Origin of the sequence: Nonomuraea sp. NPDC049655, from assembly GCF_044465465.1 — a bacterium.
Taxonomy (GTDB): domain Bacteria; phylum Actinomycetota; class Actinomycetes; order Streptosporangiales; family Streptosporangiaceae; genus Nonomuraea.
The window spans coordinates 441,266-458,868 of record NZ_JBITLS010000001.1; the positions used below are offsets into that span (position 1 = coordinate 441,266).

Consider the following 17,603-nt stretch of genomic DNA (forward strand, 5'->3'; position numbering starts at 1 on the left):
GGCGAGACGAAGGACGCCGGATGACCCAGGCCGACGCGGTTGCATCACTCGTGGAGCGCAGGTTAGGCCGCGCCCTCGATCCCGACCTCAACTTCTTCGAAGCCGGTTTCGACTCGCTCGCGCTGGTCGAGCTGCACGAGGAGATCACCGAGGCGCTGGGCCTGAAGCTGCCGGTCACCGCGATGTTCACCCACCCGAACCTGCGCGCGCTCTCGCAGCTGATCGCGAAGGGCCAGGCGCCCGCCCCCGCCAGGCAGGACGGCGTCCGCCGCCGTCCGCTGGGCGGCAGCCGCCGGGACGTGCGCGCCAGGATCCGCGAGGAAGGTCGGTGACCTCGCACGAACAGCCCGTCGCGGTGATCGCGGTGGGGCGCTTCCCGCTGGAGGCCGGGGCCGCCGAGGAGGCCGGGCACGATCCAGGAGCGCAGGTCGTCGGGCTGTACGGCGGGGTGGGCAAGGCCCGCGCGGCGCTGCTGGCCGGGGAGTGCGAGCTCGCCGTGACCGACGCCGGCGAGCTGCCGCCCGGAACGCTGCGCGGCACCCTGGTCCTGCGGCTGCTCGACCGGGCGTTGCTCGACGGCGACCTGGTGCACCGGGTGATCTGGCCCGACGACCTGGAGGTCGAGGAGGGCTATCCGCCGGTGCACGCGCCGGGCGACGGCCGTCCGCGGGTCGTGGTGTGGTCCGGCCGCACCCGCGAGGAGGCCGAGTCGGTACGGCGCGGCCTGGCCGGCTTCTTCGCCGGGCTGCCGGAGGACCGCTACGCCGACGTGGCGGGCACCCTGCAGCAGGGACGCGTCCACCACCCCGTGCGCGGCGCGGTGGTCTGCCGGAGCGCCGCGGAGGCCGCCCTCGCGCTGGGCCGGGAGCACGCCTACGAGCAGGAGCCGGTCCGCCTGACCCTCTCCGCCGAGGCGGCCGGCCTGTACGGCGTGGAGCCGGTGTTCACCCAGGCCGTGGACGTGTGCGAAGAGGTACTCGAAGCCCGCGGCGTCCAGGCGTCGCCCGCCCTCACCGCCGCCTACGGGCTGGCGGCCACCCTCGCCGCCTGGGGCGTCCTGCCGGACGTCCCGGACCCGGCGGCCCTCGCGGACGACCCCTCGCCGCACGACACGCTCGCCGCCCTCACGCGGGCGAACGCGGGGGCCGACGTCGAGGCGGGTCCCGACCGGGCGGGGCTGCTGGCCGCCGTGGCCAGGTTCTGGACGGGCGGCGGCCGGGTGGACTGGGCCGCGCTCGACCCCGATCATCCGCTGCAACGCGTCCCCGTCCCGAGGCCGCAACCGGAGCTGCCCGCCTCCGTGGAGGAGCCGCGCCCGCTGTCGGCGGTGCCGTACTCGTTCTGGGTGCTGGAGCAGCTCGCGCCGGACAGCGGCGTGTCGAACCTGGCGGTGGCCCTCAGGTTCGAGACGCCGCTGCGCCGGCTGCCGCTGCAGATCGCGGTGAACCGGCTGGTCAAGCGGCACCCGGCGCTGCGCCTGCGGTTCCCCGTGGTGGACGGGACGCCCGTCCGGCACCTGGTGGCCCCGCAGGACGCCCAGCTGAAGGTCGAGACCCGGGCCACGACGGAGGAAACGCTGGTCGCGGACCTGCGTGCCTTCCTGGACGAGCCCTTCGACCTGGGCCGCGACCTGCTCATCAGGGTGGGACACTTCACCCTGCCCGACGGCGCGGGAACCGTGGTGTGCCTGGCCGGCCACCACATCATCATCGACGGCACCTCCATGCAGCTCCTGGTGGAGGAGCTGGGCCGCTTCTACGACAGCCAGACCGGGCACGGCTCGCTGCCCCCGGAGCTGGCGGGGCCCGCGCCGATGCTGGAGCCGGGGGAGCCGTCGGAGGAGTCGATCGGCTACTGGCTGGACCGGCTCGACGGCGTCGACCCCGCCGCCATGGTGCTGCCGGGCAGCCGGCACTCGCCGGGCCGTCCGACGTTCGCCGGGCACACCTGCTCCTGGCAGGTGGACGCCGAGACGGTGGCGGCCCTGGACGAGCTGCGCGCCAGGCTGCGCACCACCGGCAACATCGTGCTGGCCACCGCCTTCCTGCTGACGCTGCGCGGGCACGGCGCCGGGCCGGACCTGGTGATCGGCATGCCGGTCAGCACCAAGACGGGCGAGCAGCACCGGCGCGTCGGCTACGCCGTGAGCACCCTGCCGCTGCGCGTCCACGTCGAGCTGGACGACGACTTCGAGCAGGTCGCCAGGCGCGTGGAGGAGGCGTTCGCGGAGGGCGTCGAGCACGCAGGGGCCTCGGTGGAGGCGGTGCTGACCCGCCGCGGGCACGGCACGGACGACTGGCGGGTCCCGCTGTTCCGGCACATGTTCAACTACCGGCCCTGGAGCGACGAGAAGGTGCACATCCAGGGCGAGGTGCCCGGATACGTCGACAACCTGATCGACCGCAGCCGCCTGGACCTGCAGTGCAACGTCATCCAGGAGCCGGACCGGCTCACCGTCCGCATGGTGCACAGCACCGAGGTGCACGACGAGGACGAGATCGCGGCGTTCACCGCCAGGCTGTGCGCGGTGGTGCGACAGGCGGCGCGCGGCGGCGTGCCGGACGTGTTCTCCCCGGCCGACCGGGCGCTGCTCGACCGGGTCAACGACACGGGCCGTGCCTGGCCGGGCACGCTGGCCGGGCGCATCGTGCCGGGCCCGGCCGTGGCGGTGCGCGAGGGCGGGCACGAGGTCACCTACGACGAGCTGCTGGGGCGCGCGGCCGCGGTCCGCGACCTGCTGCGCGAGCGAGGGGTGGGCGACGGCGACGTCGTCGCCCTGGGCCTGGGACGCTCGGCGGACCTGGTGGCGGCGGTCCTCGGCGTGTGGCAGGCGGGAGCCGCGTTCCTGCCGCTGGACGTGCGGCAACCGGAGTCGCGCCTGGCCTTCCAGGTGGCCGACTCGGGGGCGCGGCTGGTCGTCGCGGCGGGCGGTCCGCACTGGGCGGGCGGGACGCCGGTCGTGCCGATGCCCGGCACGCCGGGGGAGCCCGGACCCGCCGGGGCCGGGAACATCGCTTATGTCATCTACACCTCCGGCTCCACCGGGCAGCCCAAGGGCGTGCAGGTCACCCACGCGAACCTGACGAACCTCGTGCTCGACTTCGCCGACCGGCTGGGCGCGCCCACCAGCGTCCTGTGGTCCACCACCACCTCCTTCGACATCTCCTGGCTGGAGCTGCTGCTGCCGCTGGCCTCCGGCGGCACCGTGGTCGTGGCCTCCGACGAGGACCAGCTGCAGCCGGGCAGGTTCCTGGAGCTGATCGCCGCGAGCGACGTCCAGGTCGTGCAGGCCACCCCCACCGCGTGGCGGCTGATCGCGCCGGAGGCCGGGCGCGAGCTGGCCGGGCGCACGGTGCTGTGCGGCGGCGAGCCGATGCCCGCCGCCCTGGCCAGGGACCTGCTGGAGCTGGGCTGCCGGGTGTTCAACGTCTACGGGCCGACCGAGACGACCATCTGGTCCACCGCCGCCGAGCTGCGCGACCCGCCGCTCGACCCGGTCCCCGCCGGGGAGCCGCTGGCCAACACCCAGATCTTCGTCACCGACGCGGCGGGCCGCGAGCTGCCGCCGGGCGTGCCGGGCGAGCTGTGCGTCGCCGGCGCGGGGGTGAGCGCGGGCTACCTCGACCGGCCCGAGCTGACGGCGCAGCGCTTCGGCCACCACGACCGGTACGGCCGGTTCTACCGGACCGGCGACCGGGCGCGCATCCGCCACGACGGCGGGCTGGAGCTGCTCGGCCGCGACGACCGGCAGATCAAGCTGCGCGGCCACCGCATCGAGCTCGGCGAGGTCGAGGCCGCGCTGCACGAGCACGCGGCGGTGCGCACGGCCGCGGTGATCCTCGACGGCGACCCGCAGACCGACGGACGGCTCGCCGCCTTCCTGGAGGTCACCGGCGAGACCACCGAGGAAGAGCTGTGGCGCTTCGCCAGGACGCGGCTGCCCGACTACGCCGTCCCCACCCGGTACATCGTCACCGGCAGGCTGCCCACCACGGCCAACGGCAAGATCGCCTACCGCGACCTGAAGGTGCCCGACGAGGGCCGCGCCCCGGCCCGGGAGGCGGGCGACGGGCTGGTCCGGCAGGTGGTGGCGTTGTGGAGCGAGGCGCTGAACCGGCCCGGGCTCGGGCCGCACGACAACTTCTTCCTCAACGGCGGCCACTCCGTGCTGGCCGTCCGGCTGATCGGCCCGCTGGAGGAGCTGGCGGGCCGCGCCGTCTCGGTACGGGCCGTGTTCGACCATCCGACGCCGGCCGAACTGGCCCTGCACCTGGGGGAAGCCCGATGACGCCGTGGTACGTCCAGGTCAAGGAGGGGGAGCGGGCGCTGGTCGCCTTCCCGCACGCGGGCGGCGGTCCCGCCTCGCTCGGCGAGCTCGCCGGGCACTTCCCGCCCGAGGTGGGCCTGTGGTCGGTCAACCTGCCGGGACGCCAGGCCAGGCTCGCCGAAGAGCCGCGGACCGACCTCGACGGGCTGGTCGACGACCTGGCGCGCGACCTGGCCGGATGGCGGGAGCCGTACACGCTGTTCGGCTACTGCAGCGGGGCGTTGCTGGCCTTCCTCGTCTGCCGGCGCGTGGTCGAGCTGGGCGGGCGGCCGGAACGGCTGGTCGTGGGCTCGTTCGCCGCGCCGGACGTGACCCTGCTGCTGCGCCGCCTGCCGTCGTTGCCGTCGTGGCTGTTCTGGGAGCAGCTGATCGAGCTCGGCGGCGTCCCGCCGGAGCTGGCCGACCGGGAGGCGCTCTGGCCGGTGCTGGAGCCGGCGCTGCGCGCCGACTTCGGGCTGCTGGCCGGCTACCACCACCGGCCGGGGCCGCCGCTGCCGGTGCCGATCTCCGTCCTGTACGGAGCCAGGGACGCCTCGCTGACCCGGGGCGGCCTCCTGGGCTGGCGGCGGCAGAGCGTGCACAGGCCCGCGTTGAAGGAGCTCGACTCCACCCACTGGCTGGCCGAGGAGACCCCCGACGCCCTGGCCGCCGCGATCGTTGAGGAGATGGGATGCGCCTCGGTTACAGCATGAGCTACTGGGGCGGCGCGGGCCTCGGCCCCGCCGACCACCTGGCGCTGGTCCGCGAGGCGGAGGCCCTGGGCTATTCGTCCGTGTGGGCGGCCGAGACCTACGGGACCGACCCGGCGACACTGCTGGCCTGGATCGCCGGGCAGACCGAGCGCATCGCGCTCGGCACCGGCGTGCTGCAGATGTCGGGACGCAAGCCCGTGGTCGCCGCGATGACGGCGGCCACCCTCGACCAGGTCTCCGGCGGCCGCGCCCGGCTGGGCGTGGGCCCGTCCGGCCCGCAGGTGGTCGAGGGCTGGCACGGCGAGCGCTTCGACCGGCCGCTGGCCCGCGCCCGCGACTACCTCCAGGTGGTGCGCAAGGCGCTGGACGGCGAGCCGGTGCGGCACGAGGGCCCCACGATGACGCTGCCCCTGCCCGGCAGCGAGGGCAAGGAGCTGACGCTGGCCGTCGCGCCGGTGCAGGAGCGGCTGCCGGTCTACCTGGCCGCGATGGGCCCGAAGACGGTCGCGCTGGCCGGCGAGCTCGCCGACGGCTGGCTGGCCATCCACTTCCCGCCCGACCACCTGGCCCGCATGGCCAAGCACCTGAACGGCGCCGACCTGGACGTCGCGCCCATGGTGCTCACGCTCGTCGAGGAGGACCAGGAGCTGGCCTACGACATGATGCGGCCCATGCTCGCCCTCTACCTCGGCGGCATGGGCTCGCGCCGGACCAACTTCTACAACCGGCTGGCCGCCACGCTCGGCTTCGAGCAGGAGGCCGCCCGCATGCAGGAGGCCTTCCTCGACGGACGGCAGGGCGAGGCCATGGCGATGCTGCCCGACGCGCTCGTGGACGCGATGACCATGTGCGGCCCCGCGGGCAAGGTGCGCGAGCGGATGGCGGCCTACCAGGAGGCGGGCGCGACCACGCTGATCGTCGGCCTGGTCACGCCCACCCGGCGGCTGCGCAGCCGTCAGCTGCGGCTCATTGCGAGTCTGGCTCCGGCATCCCGATGAGCTTGGCCAGCGGCGACCAGGCCATCGCCGCGATCGGCACCAGAGCGCCGATGGCGATGACCACCCACAGCGTCGTACGCGTCCCCACGGCGCCGGCCAGCAGGCCGGCGCCGAGCGCGCCCAGCGGGGCGGGGATCAGGCCCAGCGAGTAGATCGAGGCCACCACCCGGCCCTGGAGGTGCGGCGGGGTGACCGTCTGCACCAGGCTGGTGTTGGTGACGAAGAAGATCTGCGAGCTGACGCCGCTGACCAGCTGCGCGACGACGAGCATCGCCACCGAGACCCAGACCGGCCCGACGGCCAGCGGGATGAGGAAGAGCGCCAGGTTGCCGTACACCATCGACCACACCAGCACCTTGCCGATCGCGTGGCGCCGCATCACCTTGACGGCGACCAGCGCCCCGATGATCGCGCCCACGCCGCCGCCGGCCAGGATGCTGCCGAACCAGCCCGCGGGCACGCCCAGGTCGCGGATCACGTACAGGGCGTAGATCGAGTTCATCGAGCCCAGGATGAACAGCGAGTACACGGCCGAGGAGACGGCCAGCGGCCGGATCAGCCGGTGCCGCATCACCCAGCCCATGCCCTGCCAGATCGCCTTGTGCACCTGCGCGGGGGTGGTGTCGTCCGGCTCCGGACGGGCCTCCGGCCGCTTGATCAGGGACACCGCGATCGCGGAGGCCAGGTACGACACCGCGTCGATGATCAGCAGCGCGGGCGCGGCGAGCACCTTCAGCAGCGCCGCGGCCAGGCCGGGCCCGAACGTCTGGGCGGCCGACTCGGTCAGCTGCAGCTTGGAGTTGCCCTCCATGAAGTTCTCCCGCGGCACCAGGAACGGGAAGTAACTCCGGTAGGCCGTCTGGAAGAGCGTGCTGAGCAGGCCGAGCGCGAAGATGACGCCGTAGAGCCAGGTCAGCGTGAGCAGGTCGGCGAACCACGCGACCGGGATCAGCATCAGCAGCACGAAACGCGCCACGTCCGTCCAGATCAGGATGGGCCGCTTGCGCACCCGGTCGGCCAGCACGCCGAACAGCAGGAAGAACACCATCGGCAGCCGTAGCAGGAAGCCGACGACGCCCATCTCCGCCTCGGAGGCGTTCAGGACGGTGACCGCGATGACGGGGAACGCGAAGAGACTGATCGCCGAGCCGAACTGCGACAGGCTCTGGCCCGCCCACAGCCGCAGGAAGTCGGGGTGCTTCCAGAGGCTCGTCTGCTCACTGGTCGGGGATGCCATGATCCATCCACCTTCTGATCTCGGTGGCCGCTCCGGCGACCAGGGGTTCGTACAGGATGGGGACGCGTTCCTCGGGGATCGCGACGTGGGCGAGCCGCCCCTTGGCGACGGAGGGCCAGTTGCCGTCCTCGCGCCTGGGCGCGAAGAGCGCGACGTCGCCGTCGTAGGGCTCGTGCCGGTAGCCGCCGACCGCGTGCGCGTTGGCCCGGAACACGGCCAGGTAGCGGCGCGCCTGCTCGACCTCGGCGGTGTCCGGCGCCAGCCGGTCGGCGGCGGAGGCGGCGCCCATGACCGTCAGGAGCTGCTCCTCCGGCGGCCGGGCGGCGAGTTCGGCCGGGTCCAGCCCGAGGGTCTCCTCGGGGCCGCCGGCCAGCGCGTGGAACAGCAGGACCGTGTCGTCCTCCAGCGACGCCTCGGCCACGGGCTCCTCGGCGTTGGCGTAGAGGAGCACGACGAGCGGCACCTGCTCGCCGCGCTCGCGCAGCCGCCTGGCCACCTCCAGGGCGATGTTCCCGCCGATGCAGAAGCCGCCCAGCACGTACGGCCCCGCCGGCCGCACCTCCAGCAGGTCGGCCACGTAGGCGTCGGCCATCTCGGCGAGCGTGGCGTGCGGCTCCTCGCCGGGCGCCAGCCCGCGCGCGGCGATGGCGTACACCGGCTGGTCGGGGCCGAGGCGGCGGGCCAGCGGGTGGTAGCGGAAGACCTGGCCGCCGAGCGCGTGGATGAAGAAGATCGGCGTGCGGTCGCCGTCCGGGTTGAGCGGCACGACGTGGCTCGGCGGCGCCAGGTCCTCGGGCTGGCGGAGCACCCTGGCCAGCTTGCTGATCGTCGGCGCGGTCAGCACGGTGCCCACGGGCAGGCTCCGGCCCAGCTCCTTGCGGATGCGGGCGGCCAGCCGCAGGGCGCTCAGCGAGTGGCCGCCGAGCTCGAAGAAGTCGTCCAGGATCCCGGCCGCGGGCACCTGCAGCACCTCTTCGTAGAGCGTGGCGAGGCGCGCCTCCACCTCGTCGCGTGGCGGCACGTACGGCCGGCCGCCCGCCGTCTCCGGCGCGGGCAGCGCGGCCCGGTCGAGCTTGCCGCTGCGGGTGAGGGGGAGGGCATCCAGGCTCACCCAGCGGCGCGGGATCAGGTGGTCGGGCAGGACGTCCTGGAGGTCGGGCACGTCGCCCACCACGTAGCCGACCAGGCTGTGCCCGTGCGCGGTGACGGCCGCGTCGCGGACCCCCGGCTGGGCGCGCAGGACGGCCTCGATCTCGCCTGGTTCGACGCGCATGCCGCGGATCTTGACTTGGTGGTCGGTGCGGCCGAGGTATTCGAGTTCGCCCGAAGGTAGCCAGCGGGCGAGGTCGCCGGTTTTGTAGAGGCGTCTGCCGTCGGGGGCGGGGAGGAAGCGTTCGGCGGTGAGTGCGGGTTTGCCGAGGTAGCCGCGGGCGAGTTGGATGCCGCCGATGTAGAGCTCGCCGGGGGTGCCGATGGGGACGTCCTGGAGGTGTGCGTCGAGGACGTGCAGGGTGGTGTTGTCGACGGGTCTGCCGATGGGGACGGTGGTTTCTCCGGGTTGGCAGGGGTGCCAGGAGACGTCCACGGCCGCTTCGGTGGGGCCGTAGAGGTTGTGCAGTCCTGGGAGGTCGTGGCCGGGTGGGAGGGCTTCGCCGGAGCAGATGATCCGGGGCGGAAGCCGAATCCCTTCCTCTTCCAGGAAGGCTTGGAGCATGGAGGGGACGAAGTGCGTCGTGGTGATGTTCTCGGTCTTGATGAGGTCGCGCAGGTAGGCGGTGTCGCGGTGGCCGCCGGGCCGGGCGATGACCATGGTGGCGCCGGTGATGAGGGGCCAGAACAGTTCCCAGACCGAGACGTCGAAGGTGGTGGGTGTCTTGTGCAGGACGCGGTCTTGGGGGGTGAGGTGGAAGGTGTCCTGCATCCAGCGCAGCCGGTTGACGATCGCGCGGTGGGAGACGCCCACGCCCTTGGGCCGCCCGGTGGAGCCGGAGGTGAAGATGACGTAGGCCAGGTTGTCCTCGCGCACTGACGGTGGCGTGAACTCGCCTCCGGAGCCCGCGGCGGTGAGCACGGTCGCGGCCCCCGCGTCGGCGAGCATGCCGCGCCGCCGTTCCTCGGGATCGGCCGGGTCGAGCGGCAGGTAGGCGCCGCCCGCGGCCATCACGCCGAGGAGCGCGACGGGCAGGTCCAGGCCGCGTTCCATGCAGACGCCCACCGGCTGGTCCACCCGCACGTCCAGCCCGGCGGCGACCGCGCGGGCCCGTTCGGCCAGCTCGCGGTAGGTCAGCCGGTCGCCCTCGAAGACCAGCGCCGTCGCGTCGGGGGTGCGCTCGGCCTGCGCGAAGACCAGCTCGTGCAGGGTGCCGCCCGGATGCTCCCGGTCGGTGGCGTTCCAGCGTGCGAGCTGAGCCGCGTCCTGCGGCGAGATGCCGAGTTCTCCGGACAGGGCGCGGAGGTAGTGGTCCCGGATCGCCGCGATCTGGTCGGCGGGGAACTGCGTGGTGTCGTAGGAGATGGTCAGCGTCAGCCCCTGGCCCGGCGTCCGGACGAAGGCCGTGCTGAAGGCGAAATCGGTCTGCTCGAAGAAGTCCTGGCCCTCGATGGGCGTGGCGGCGGCGCCGTTCACGTGGAAGTCGCGGAAGTCCACGTGCGTGTCCAGCAGCCGCGCGCGACCGCTGGCCCGCTGGATCTCGAAGAGCGGGAAGTGCCGGTACGGCAGCGCCGCCACCTCCGCCTGGAAGACCCGCCGGACCAGGTCGGGCGCGTCGGCCCGGACCCGCAGCGGGACGGTGTTGAGGAACAGGCCGAGCACCTCGTCCCCGGCCTCGCTCTCCGGACGGCTGTGCGTGAGCATCCCCGTCAGGACGTCGGGATCGCCGGTGACCAGCGCCATGACGCGCACGTGCGCCGCGAGCACCACCGACCGCAGGGGCACCCGGGCGGCGGCCGCCTGCTCGGCCAGCGCCTTGGCCAGCTCGCCGGGGAGCGCCGTGGCGAGCACCGCGACCTCGCGCGGCCCGCCGGTGGGGTAGCCGGGCATCCGGGGCAACCGGCCCTCCGGCGCCTCGGCGATCGCCTCCCGCCAGAACTCCGCCGCCTCCGGCCGGGCGAGCATCGCCTTCTCGGCCGCCACCAGGTCACGGAAGCGCGCCGCCGGCGGCTCCACCGGCAGCCCGGGGGTCGCATAGCGTTCCAGCAGCTCGCTGACCAGCCTCGCGACGCTCCACCCGTCGAGGATCGCGTGGTGGAAGTAGACGGTCAGCGCGAACCGGTCGGCTTCGGGCCGCACGTGGACGCGGAGCAGGGGAGCCCGCGTCCAGTCGAACGGCCCGTACTCCGGCTCGCCGCCGGAGACGGTCAGCGGGATCTCCGCCCGGTCGTGCACGAGCTGGACGGGCTCGCTGAACCCGGTCAGGTCGAAGGACGTCCGCAGCACCTCGTGCCGGGCCGACAGCTCGTCCAGCGCCCTGACCAGGGCCGCCTCGTCGAACGTGCCGCGCAGCGTGAGCGTGGTGTGGTCGTGGAAGGTCACGCCGTCCAGCTCGCTGTGGTACAGCATCCCGGCCTGGAGGGCGCTGAGCGGGTAGGCGTCGATGATCATCGCGTGAGCCTCTCTCTGTCCGCCACGCTGAGCAGGTCGAAGGCTCCCGCCGTGGTCTCCGGTACGGCCTGCCGCGGCCGCAGCACGGCGGCCAGTTCGGCGACCGCCTGATGGGTGAACAGCTGCTGCAGTTCCACGTCGTAGCCGGTGGCGCGCAGCCGGGCCACGACCTTGAGACTGCTGATGGAGTCGCCGCCCACGGCGAAGAAGGTGTCGTGCCGGCCGGGCCGGTCGAGGCCGAGCACCTCCTGCCAGACCTGCGCGACGGCGGTTTCCGCCGCCCCGCGCGGCGGCTCCCACGGCAGGTCGGCCGGGCGGTCGGGCGCGGGGAGGGCGGCGCGGTCGAGCTTGCCGTTGGCGGTGACGGGCAGGCGGTCCAGCCGCACCCACGCCGTCGGGATCATGAAATCCGGCAGCGCGTCGGACAGGTCGGGGACGTCGCCGACGACGTAGCCGACCAGGCGGCCGTTCACCAGCTTGGCCGCCGCCGCCGTCACGCCGGGTTGCTCGCGCAGCACGGCCTCGATCTCGCCTGGTTCGACGCGCATGCCGCGGATCTTGACTTGGTGGTCGGTGCGGCCGAGGTATTCGAGTTCGCCCGAAGGTAGCCAGCGGGCGAGGTCGCCGGTTTTGTAGAGGCGTCTGCCGTCGGGGGCGGGGAGGAAGCGTTCGGCGGTGAGTGCGGGTTTGCCGAGGTAGCCGCGGGCGAGTTGGATGCCGCCGATGTAGAGCTCGCCGGGGGTGCCGATGGGGACGTCCTGGAGGTGTGCGTCGAGGACGTGCAGGGTGGTGTTGTCGACGGGTCTGCCGATGGGGACGGTGGTTTCTCCGGGTTGGCAGGGGTGCCAGGAGACGTCCACGGCCGCTTCGGTGGGGCCGTAGAGGTTGTGCAGTCCTGGGAGGTCGTGGCCGGGTGGGAGGGCTTCGCCGGAGCAGATGATCCGGGGCGGAAGCCGAATCCCTTCCTCTTCCAGGAAGGCTTGGAGCATGGAGGGGACGAAGTGCGTCGTGGTGATGTTCTCGGTCTTGATGAGGTCGCGCAGGTAGGCGGTGTCGCGGTGGCCGCCGGGCCGGGCGATGACCATGGTGGCGCCGGTGATGAGGGGCCAGAACAGTTCCCAGACCGAGACGTCGAAGGTGGTGGGTGTCTTGTGCAGGACGCGGTCTTGGGGGGTGAGGTGGAAGGTGTCCTGCATCCAGCGCAGCCGGTTGACGATCGCGCGGTGGGAGACGCCCACGCCCTTGGGCCGCCCGGTGGAGCCGGAGGTGAAGATGACGTAGGCCAGGTTGTCCTCGCGCACTGACGGTGGCGTGAACTCGCCTCCGGAGCCCGCGGCGGTGAGCACGGTCGCGGCCCCCGCGTCGGCGAGCATGCCGCGCCGCCGTTCCTCGGGATCGGCCGGGTCGAGCGGCAGGTAGGCGCCGCCCGCGGCCATCACGCCGAGGAGCGCGACGGGCAGGTCCAGGCCGCGTTCCATGCAGACGCCCACCGGCTGGTCCACCCGCACGTCCAGCCCGGCGGCGACCGCGCGGGCCCGTTCGGCCAGCTCGCGGTAGGTCAGCCGGTCGCCCTCGAAGACCAGCGCCGTCGCGTCGGGGGTGCGCTCGGCCTGCGCGAAGACCAGCTCGTGCAGGGTGCCGCCCGGATGCTCCCGGTCGGTGGCGTTCCACCGCGCGAGCTGCTTCCGCTCCTCGTCCGGCAGGATGTCCAGACGCCCCACCGGCACGTCGGGCGACGCCACCACCGCATGCAACAGCGCGGCGAACCGCTGCGCCAGCCGCTCGATCGTCTCCGGCCGGAACAGCTCGGCGTTGTAGACGAAGCGGCCCTCCAGCTGCTCGCCCCGCTCGGCGGCGTAGAGCTCCAGGTCGAACCGGGTGGTCGTGCTGTCCGGCTCGAAGCCCTCGCCGTCGCCGCGGTAGCTCTGCAGCGCGAACAGCACCTGGACCAGCGGCGGGCGGCTGACGTCGCGTTCGGGGTCCAGCTCGGCGACCAGCTTCTCGAAGGGCAGCTCCTGGTGGCCGTAGACCTCGATCGCGCCGTCCCGCGTGCGGCGCAGCAGCTCGGCGAAGCCGGGGTCGCCCGCCAACCGCGCCCGCAGCGGCAGCAGGTTGACGAACAGCCCGACCATGTCCTCGAACTCCGGCCGGGTCCGTCCGGCCACCGGCGACCCCACCGCGAAGCCGGTCGTGCCGGACCAGCGGGCCAGCAGCACCTGGAAGGCGGCGAGCAGCCCCATGTAGAGCGTCGCCCCCTCGGCCCGGCACAATTCGCCGAACGCCGCCACGTCGATCTGGACGTCGTGCCAGCCGCCCCGGAAGCTCTGCCGGGGCGGGCGCGGCCGGTCCAGGGGCAGGTCGAGCACCTGCAACCCGTCCAGCTCGGCGCGCCAGAACGCCAGGTCGCCGGCCAGCCGGTCGCCGCTCAGCCGCTCCCGCTGCCACGACGCGTAGTCGCCGTAACCCAGCCGCGGCCCGCTCTGCGGCGGTGTCAGCAGCTCGCGGAGGATGAGATCGGCCGACCAGCCGTCGGCGACGATGTGATGGACCGCCACCAGCAGCGCGTGGTCGTCGGGCGCGAGCCGTACCAGGGTGGCGCGCAGCAGCGGGCCGTCCGCCAGCTCGAAGGGGAGCGCGGCGTCGGCGCTGAGCACCTGCCTGGCCGCCGCCTCGTCCGGCACGTCCACGACGCGCAGCGGCACCCGCACCCGGTCCGCCACCCGCACCTGCGGCCGCCCGTCGGGGCCGGCGGGGAAGGTCATGCGCAGGCTCTCGTGCCGGGCGACCACGGCGTCCAGCGACTCCCGCAGCCGTCCGGCGTCGAGCGGGCCGCGCAGCCTGGCCGACACGGGCAGCACGTACGCGCTCGTCCCGGGGGCGAACTGCTCCATGAACCACAGCCGCTCCTGCGCGAACGACAGCGGCGGATCGCTGCCCTCGGCGCGTCGCGGGATCTGCTCCGCGGCGCCCAGGCCCGCGATCGCCTTGCGGAAGCGGGCCTGCACGCGCGCCTGCCGTTCATCCACGCTCGTCGGCCTCCTCGGCCAGGTGTTCCAGGGCCGCGGCCAGCAGGCGTGGCGTCGGGTGGGTGAAGGCCAGCTTGAGCGGCACGTCCAGCTCGACGGCCGCGGCGATGCGGGCCGTGGTCCTGGTGGCCAGCAGCGAGTGGCCGCCGAGCTGGAAGAAGTCGTCCAGCGCGCCCACCCGCTCCAGCCCCAGCACCTCGGCCCAGACCAGGCAGACGAGCTCCTCGGCCGGGCCGGCCGGCGGCTCGTAGCCGGCGCCGCGCGGCCGGCCCGGCGCGGGCAGCGCGTCCCGGTCGACCTTGCCGCCGGGGGTCAGCGGGATGCGGTCGAGCGAGACGATCGCGCTGGGCACCATGTGCGGGGGCAGCTCGGCGGCGAGGTGCTCGCGTAACGCGTCGTCCCCGGCGTCGTGGACGGCGTAGGCGATCAGGCGGTCGTCGTGGACCACCACCGTGGCCTGCCGCACCGACGGGTGGGCGAGCAGCGCCGACTCCACCTCGCCCGGCTCGACGCGGTAACCGCGCACCTTCACCTGACGGTCCAGGCGGCCGAGGATCTCCAGGCCGCCGTCCAGGCGGAAGCGGGCCCGGTCGCCGGTGCGGTAGAGGCGCGAGCCGCCGGGGCCGGGCACGAAACGCTCGGCCGTGCGGGCGGGCGCCCCCCGGTAGCCGCGGGCCAGGCCGCTGCCGCCGATGTGCAGCTCGCCCGCGACGCCGGCCGGCACCGGGAGCCCGTCGGGGCCCAGCACCTGGAGCGTGGTGCCGGGCAGGGCGACGCCCACGGCCGGGCGGCGCAGCGCCTCCGAGGGGTCCATGTCGGCGGTGGCGGCGATGATCGTGGCCTCGGTGGGGCCGTAGCTGTTGACCAGCCGCACGCCCTGGGGGCCGGACGCGTACCAGGCGGCCAGCGCGGGGCCGGGCAGCGGGTCGGCGCCCAGGATGACCAGCCGCAGGCCGGGCGGCCATTCGACGCCCATGGCCACCAGCTCCTGCCAGTACGACGTGGGCAGGTCCAGCACGGTGAGCGCGGCGCCCTCCGGCGTCTTCAGGAAGTCCGGCAGCGGCTCGTCCGGGCACAGGACGAGCTCCGCGCCGGCGGCCAGCGCCGGGTAGATCTCCTCGGCGTGCGTGTCGAAGCTCGGCGAGGCGAACTGCAGGACGCGGTCGCCCGGCCCGAGCTCGTAGTGGCCGCGCATCCAGCCCACCCGCGACGCCAGCGCCTCGCGCGGCACCTCCACGCCCTTGGGACGCCCGGTCGAGCCCGAGGTGTAGATCACGTAGGCCAGCGAGCCCGGCCCCGCGACCTCGGCGTGCGGCGCCTGCGGCGACTCGCGGAGATCGTCCTCGTCCAGCACCAGGGCCGCGCCCGCGTCCGCCGCCATCCACCGCAGCCGCTCCGGCGGGTACGCCGGGTCGAGCGGCAGGTAGGCGCCGCCCGCCCGGCCGACGGCGAGCATCCCGGCGATCAGCTCCACCGAGCGCCCGGCGCGCAGGCCCACGACCGTGTCCGGGCCGACCCCGGCCGCGGCCAGGCGTCCGGCCAGCGCGGCGGCCATGGCGTCCAGCTCGGCGTAGGTGACCCGGCGGTCGCCGTGGCTCACCGCCGTCGCGCCGGGCGCCAGCCGGACGCGCTCCTGGAAGAGGTCGAGCACGTCGCGCGCGGGCGGCTGCGGGGTGTCGAGGACCGGCGGCCGGTCCTCGGGCAGCAGCATGGCCGCGCGCAGCGCGGACAGCGGCGTGCCCGGGTCGCGCACGACCGCCTCCAGCACCCGCTCCCACCGCCGCAGCAGCCGCGTCGCGGTCTCCTCCTCGAACAGGTCGCGGGCGTAGGACAACATCGCCCAGAGGGAGCCGTCGAACTGGGTGACGTCCAGCATCAGGTCGAACTTCGCCTGGGTCGCGCCCGGGTCGAACATCTCCGCCTCGATGCCGGGCAGCGGCAGGGCGCCGGCCTTCTTGTCCTGGATCACGAACATCGCCTGGAACAGCGGCGTCGTGCTCAGGTCGCGGCGGATGCCGAGGTCGTTGAGCAGGCGTTCGAAGGGGATGTCCTGGTGCGCGAACGCGTCCAGCACCGTCGCCCTGGTGCGCGCGAGCAGCGTGCGAAAGGAGGGGTCGCCGGACAGGTCGCCGCGCAGCACGAGCGTCTCGGGGAAGAAACCGACGACGTCCTGGAGTTCCGGACGGTCGCGGCCGGCGATGACCGAGCCGACCGTCAGGTCGTCGGCGCCGCAGTGGGCGCCCAGCAGGAGCTGGTAGGCGGCCAGCAGGACCATGAACAGCGTGCCGCGCTCGTCCCTGGCCAGCTGCTCCAGCCGGGCCGTCAGCTCGGGGCCGATGCGCCGCGCGCAGTAGTCGCCGTCGGCCACCCGTACGGCCGGCCGCGGCCGGTCCGTGGGCAGGTCGAGCGGCTGCACGCCGTCGAGCTTGGCGCGCCAGTAGTCCAGCGACTCCCGCGACGGCTCGCGGCCGCGCTGCCAGGCCGCGAAGTCGCGGTAGTCGATCGACGGGACGCCCAGCCCGGCCGCGTTCCCGGTGTAGCAGGCGGCCAGCTCGGAGAAGATGATCTTCAGTGACCAGCCGTCGGCCACCAGGTGGTGCAGGACCAGGCAGAGCACGTGATCGGTCGCCGACAGCGTGATCAGATGCACCCGTACCAGCGGCCCGGTGGCCAGGTCGAACGGCGTGTTGGTCAGCTCGGCCACGATCGCCGTGGCGCGGGCCTCGCGTTCGGCGGCGGGCAGGTCCGCGAGGTCCACCAGCACCGGATCGAGCTTCAGCGCCGGCTCCACGACCTGGACCGGGCCGCCCTCCACCGCGGGGAAGCGGGCCCGCAGCATCGGGTGCCGCGCCGCCACGGTGGCCAGCGCCCCGGCCAGGTCACGGATGGACAGCTCGCCGCGCAGCCGCTGCACCATGTACATGTTGTAGGAGGCGTCGGCGGGGTCGAGCCGCTGCAGGAACCAGAGCCGCTCCTGCCCGTAGGAGAGCGGCGCCGGCGCGTCCGGATCGCTGCGCGGGGGGATCCCGGCGGGCCGGGCCTTCGGCTGCCGCTGGAGCCTGCGCTCCAGCGCCGCGCGCTGCTCCGGGCTGAGGCGGGCCAGCCGCCCTCTCACCTCGCTCATCCGTCCGCGTCCTCCGCCAGGAGATCGTCCAGCTCGACGTCGCCGAGCTGGAGCTCCAGCACGGCCAGCGCGTGCTCGGCGACCGTGGTGAGCTCGAAGCAGACCCGCAGGTCCATCTCGATCCCGTACGCCTCCCGATACCGGGTGATCAGCAGGACGGCCAGCAGCGAGTGCCCGCCGAGCGCGAAGAAGTCGTCCTCGACGCCCACCCGGTCACGGCCGAGCAGCTCGCCCCACAGCGCGCACAGCTCCTCCTCCAGCGGCGTCTCCGGCGCGACGTAGGTGGTGCCCAGATCGCTGCGGCCGGGCCCGGTGGGCGGCGGCAGCGCGGCCCGGTCGAGCTTCCCGCTCGGGCCCAAGGGGAACTCGGTGACCTGCACGAACGCCTGCGGGACCAGCGCCGCGGGCAACGTGCGGGCCGGCCCGGTGCGCAGCTCGTGCGACAACCGGCTCGGCTCGCCCGTCCAGTCCACGTAGGCCACCAGCCCGCGGCCGCCCGGCGCGTCGTCGCGCAGCGCGACGACGACCCCGCGCACCCGCGGGTCCGCGGCCAGCGCCGCCTCGACCTCGCCCAGCTCGACCCGCCAGCCGTGCACCT

9 protein-coding genes (1 of these 9 cut by a window edge) are annotated in these 17,603 nt (G+C 74.1%); 4 read left to right on the plus strand and 5 right to left on the minus strand.

The features are described 5' to 3' along the window. The first annotated feature begins 20 nt into the window (after positions 1-20). Genes ACIBQ6_RS02045 through ACIBQ6_RS02060 form a run of 4 tightly spaced genes read left to right on the plus strand, consistent with a single transcriptional unit; the run spans position 21 to position 6,017 of the window. Positions 21-332, plus strand: coding sequence for an acyl carrier protein (locus ACIBQ6_RS02045; protein ID WP_358297791.1), 312 nt, complete (start codon positions 21-23; stop codon positions 330-332). Next, on the plus strand, positions 329-4,288 hold the full coding sequence (locus ACIBQ6_RS02050) for an amino acid adenylation domain-containing protein (RefSeq protein ID WP_397209739.1): 3,960 nt from the start codon (positions 329-331) through the stop codon (positions 4,286-4,288). Before ACIBQ6_RS02045 ends, ACIBQ6_RS02050 begins: the two co-directional genes overlap by 4 nt. Further along, positions 4,285-5,019: an alpha/beta fold hydrolase gene (locus ACIBQ6_RS02055; protein WP_358297783.1), complete on the plus strand. Its 735-nt coding sequence runs from the start codon at positions 4,285-4,287 to the stop codon at positions 5,017-5,019. Before ACIBQ6_RS02050 ends, ACIBQ6_RS02055 begins: the two co-directional genes overlap by 4 nt. Then, on the plus strand, positions 4,998-6,017 hold the full coding sequence (locus tag ACIBQ6_RS02060; RefSeq protein WP_358297780.1) for an LLM class F420-dependent oxidoreductase: 1,020 nt from the start codon (positions 4,998-5,000) through the stop codon (positions 6,015-6,017). Before ACIBQ6_RS02055 ends, ACIBQ6_RS02060 begins: the two co-directional genes overlap by 22 nt. Here ACIBQ6_RS02060 and ACIBQ6_RS02065 read toward each other — a convergent pair. The 5 genes in view from ACIBQ6_RS02065 to ACIBQ6_RS02085 are tightly spaced (each overlapping or abutting the next) and all read right to left on the minus strand, a layout consistent with a single transcriptional unit that may run on beyond the window. Next, positions 5,986-7,254, minus strand: a complete 1,269-nt coding sequence (locus ACIBQ6_RS02065; protein ID WP_364338412.1) for an MFS transporter — start codon at positions 7,252-7,254, stop codon at positions 5,986-5,988. The two genes, ACIBQ6_RS02060 and ACIBQ6_RS02065, sit on opposite strands and share 32 nt — an antisense overlap. Next, positions 7,235-10,855, minus strand: coding sequence for an amino acid adenylation domain-containing protein (locus ACIBQ6_RS02070; RefSeq protein WP_397209740.1), 3,621 nt, complete (start codon positions 10,853-10,855; stop codon positions 7,235-7,237). The genes ACIBQ6_RS02065 and ACIBQ6_RS02070 overlap by 20 nt, the downstream gene beginning before the upstream one ends. After that, the gene (locus ACIBQ6_RS02075) at positions 10,852-13,881 is read right to left on the minus strand and encodes an amino acid adenylation domain-containing protein (protein ID WP_397209741.1); all 3,030 of its coding nucleotides are present in this window, start codon (positions 13,879-13,881) and stop codon (positions 10,852-10,854) included. The genes ACIBQ6_RS02070 and ACIBQ6_RS02075 overlap by 4 nt, the downstream gene beginning before the upstream one ends. Further along, a complete protein-coding gene (locus ACIBQ6_RS02080) occupies positions 13,874-17,005 on the minus strand; it encodes an amino acid adenylation domain-containing protein (protein WP_397209742.1) in 3,132 nt (1,043 codons plus the stop codon). Before ACIBQ6_RS02080 ends, ACIBQ6_RS02075 begins: the two co-directional genes overlap by 8 nt. After that, positions 17,002-17,603, minus strand: partial view of an amino acid adenylation domain-containing protein gene (locus tag ACIBQ6_RS02085; protein ID WP_397209743.1) — the end only. Its footprint extends 2,539 nt past the window's final position; 602 of the gene's 3,141 nt are visible here — the last part of the coding sequence; its start codon lies off the right edge, out of view — the gene reads right to left on this strand; its stop codon occupies positions 17,002-17,004. Before ACIBQ6_RS02085 ends, ACIBQ6_RS02080 begins: the two co-directional genes overlap by 4 nt.

Coding starts and splice junctions, on each gene's coding strand:
- ACIBQ6_RS02065 (WP_364338412.1), bottom strand. CDS start 7,254: ATGGCATCCCCGACCAGTGAGCAGACGAGCCTCTGGAAGCACCCCGAC.
- ACIBQ6_RS02080 (WP_397209742.1), bottom strand. CDS start 17,005: ATGAGCGAGGTGAGAGGGCGGCTGGCCCGCCTCAGCCCGGAGCAGCGC.
- ACIBQ6_RS02060 (WP_358297780.1), top strand. CDS start 4,998: ATGCGCCTCGGTTACAGCATGAGCTACTGGGGCGGCGCGGGCCTCGGC.
- ACIBQ6_RS02045 (WP_358297791.1), top strand. CDS start 21: ATGACCCAGGCCGACGCGGTTGCATCACTCGTGGAGCGCAGGTTAGGC.
- ACIBQ6_RS02055 (WP_358297783.1), top strand. CDS start 4,285: ATGACGCCGTGGTACGTCCAGGTCAAGGAGGGGGAGCGGGCGCTGGTC.
- ACIBQ6_RS02070 (WP_397209740.1), bottom strand. CDS start 10,855: ATGATCATCGACGCCTACCCGCTCAGCGCCCTCCAGGCCGGGATGCTG.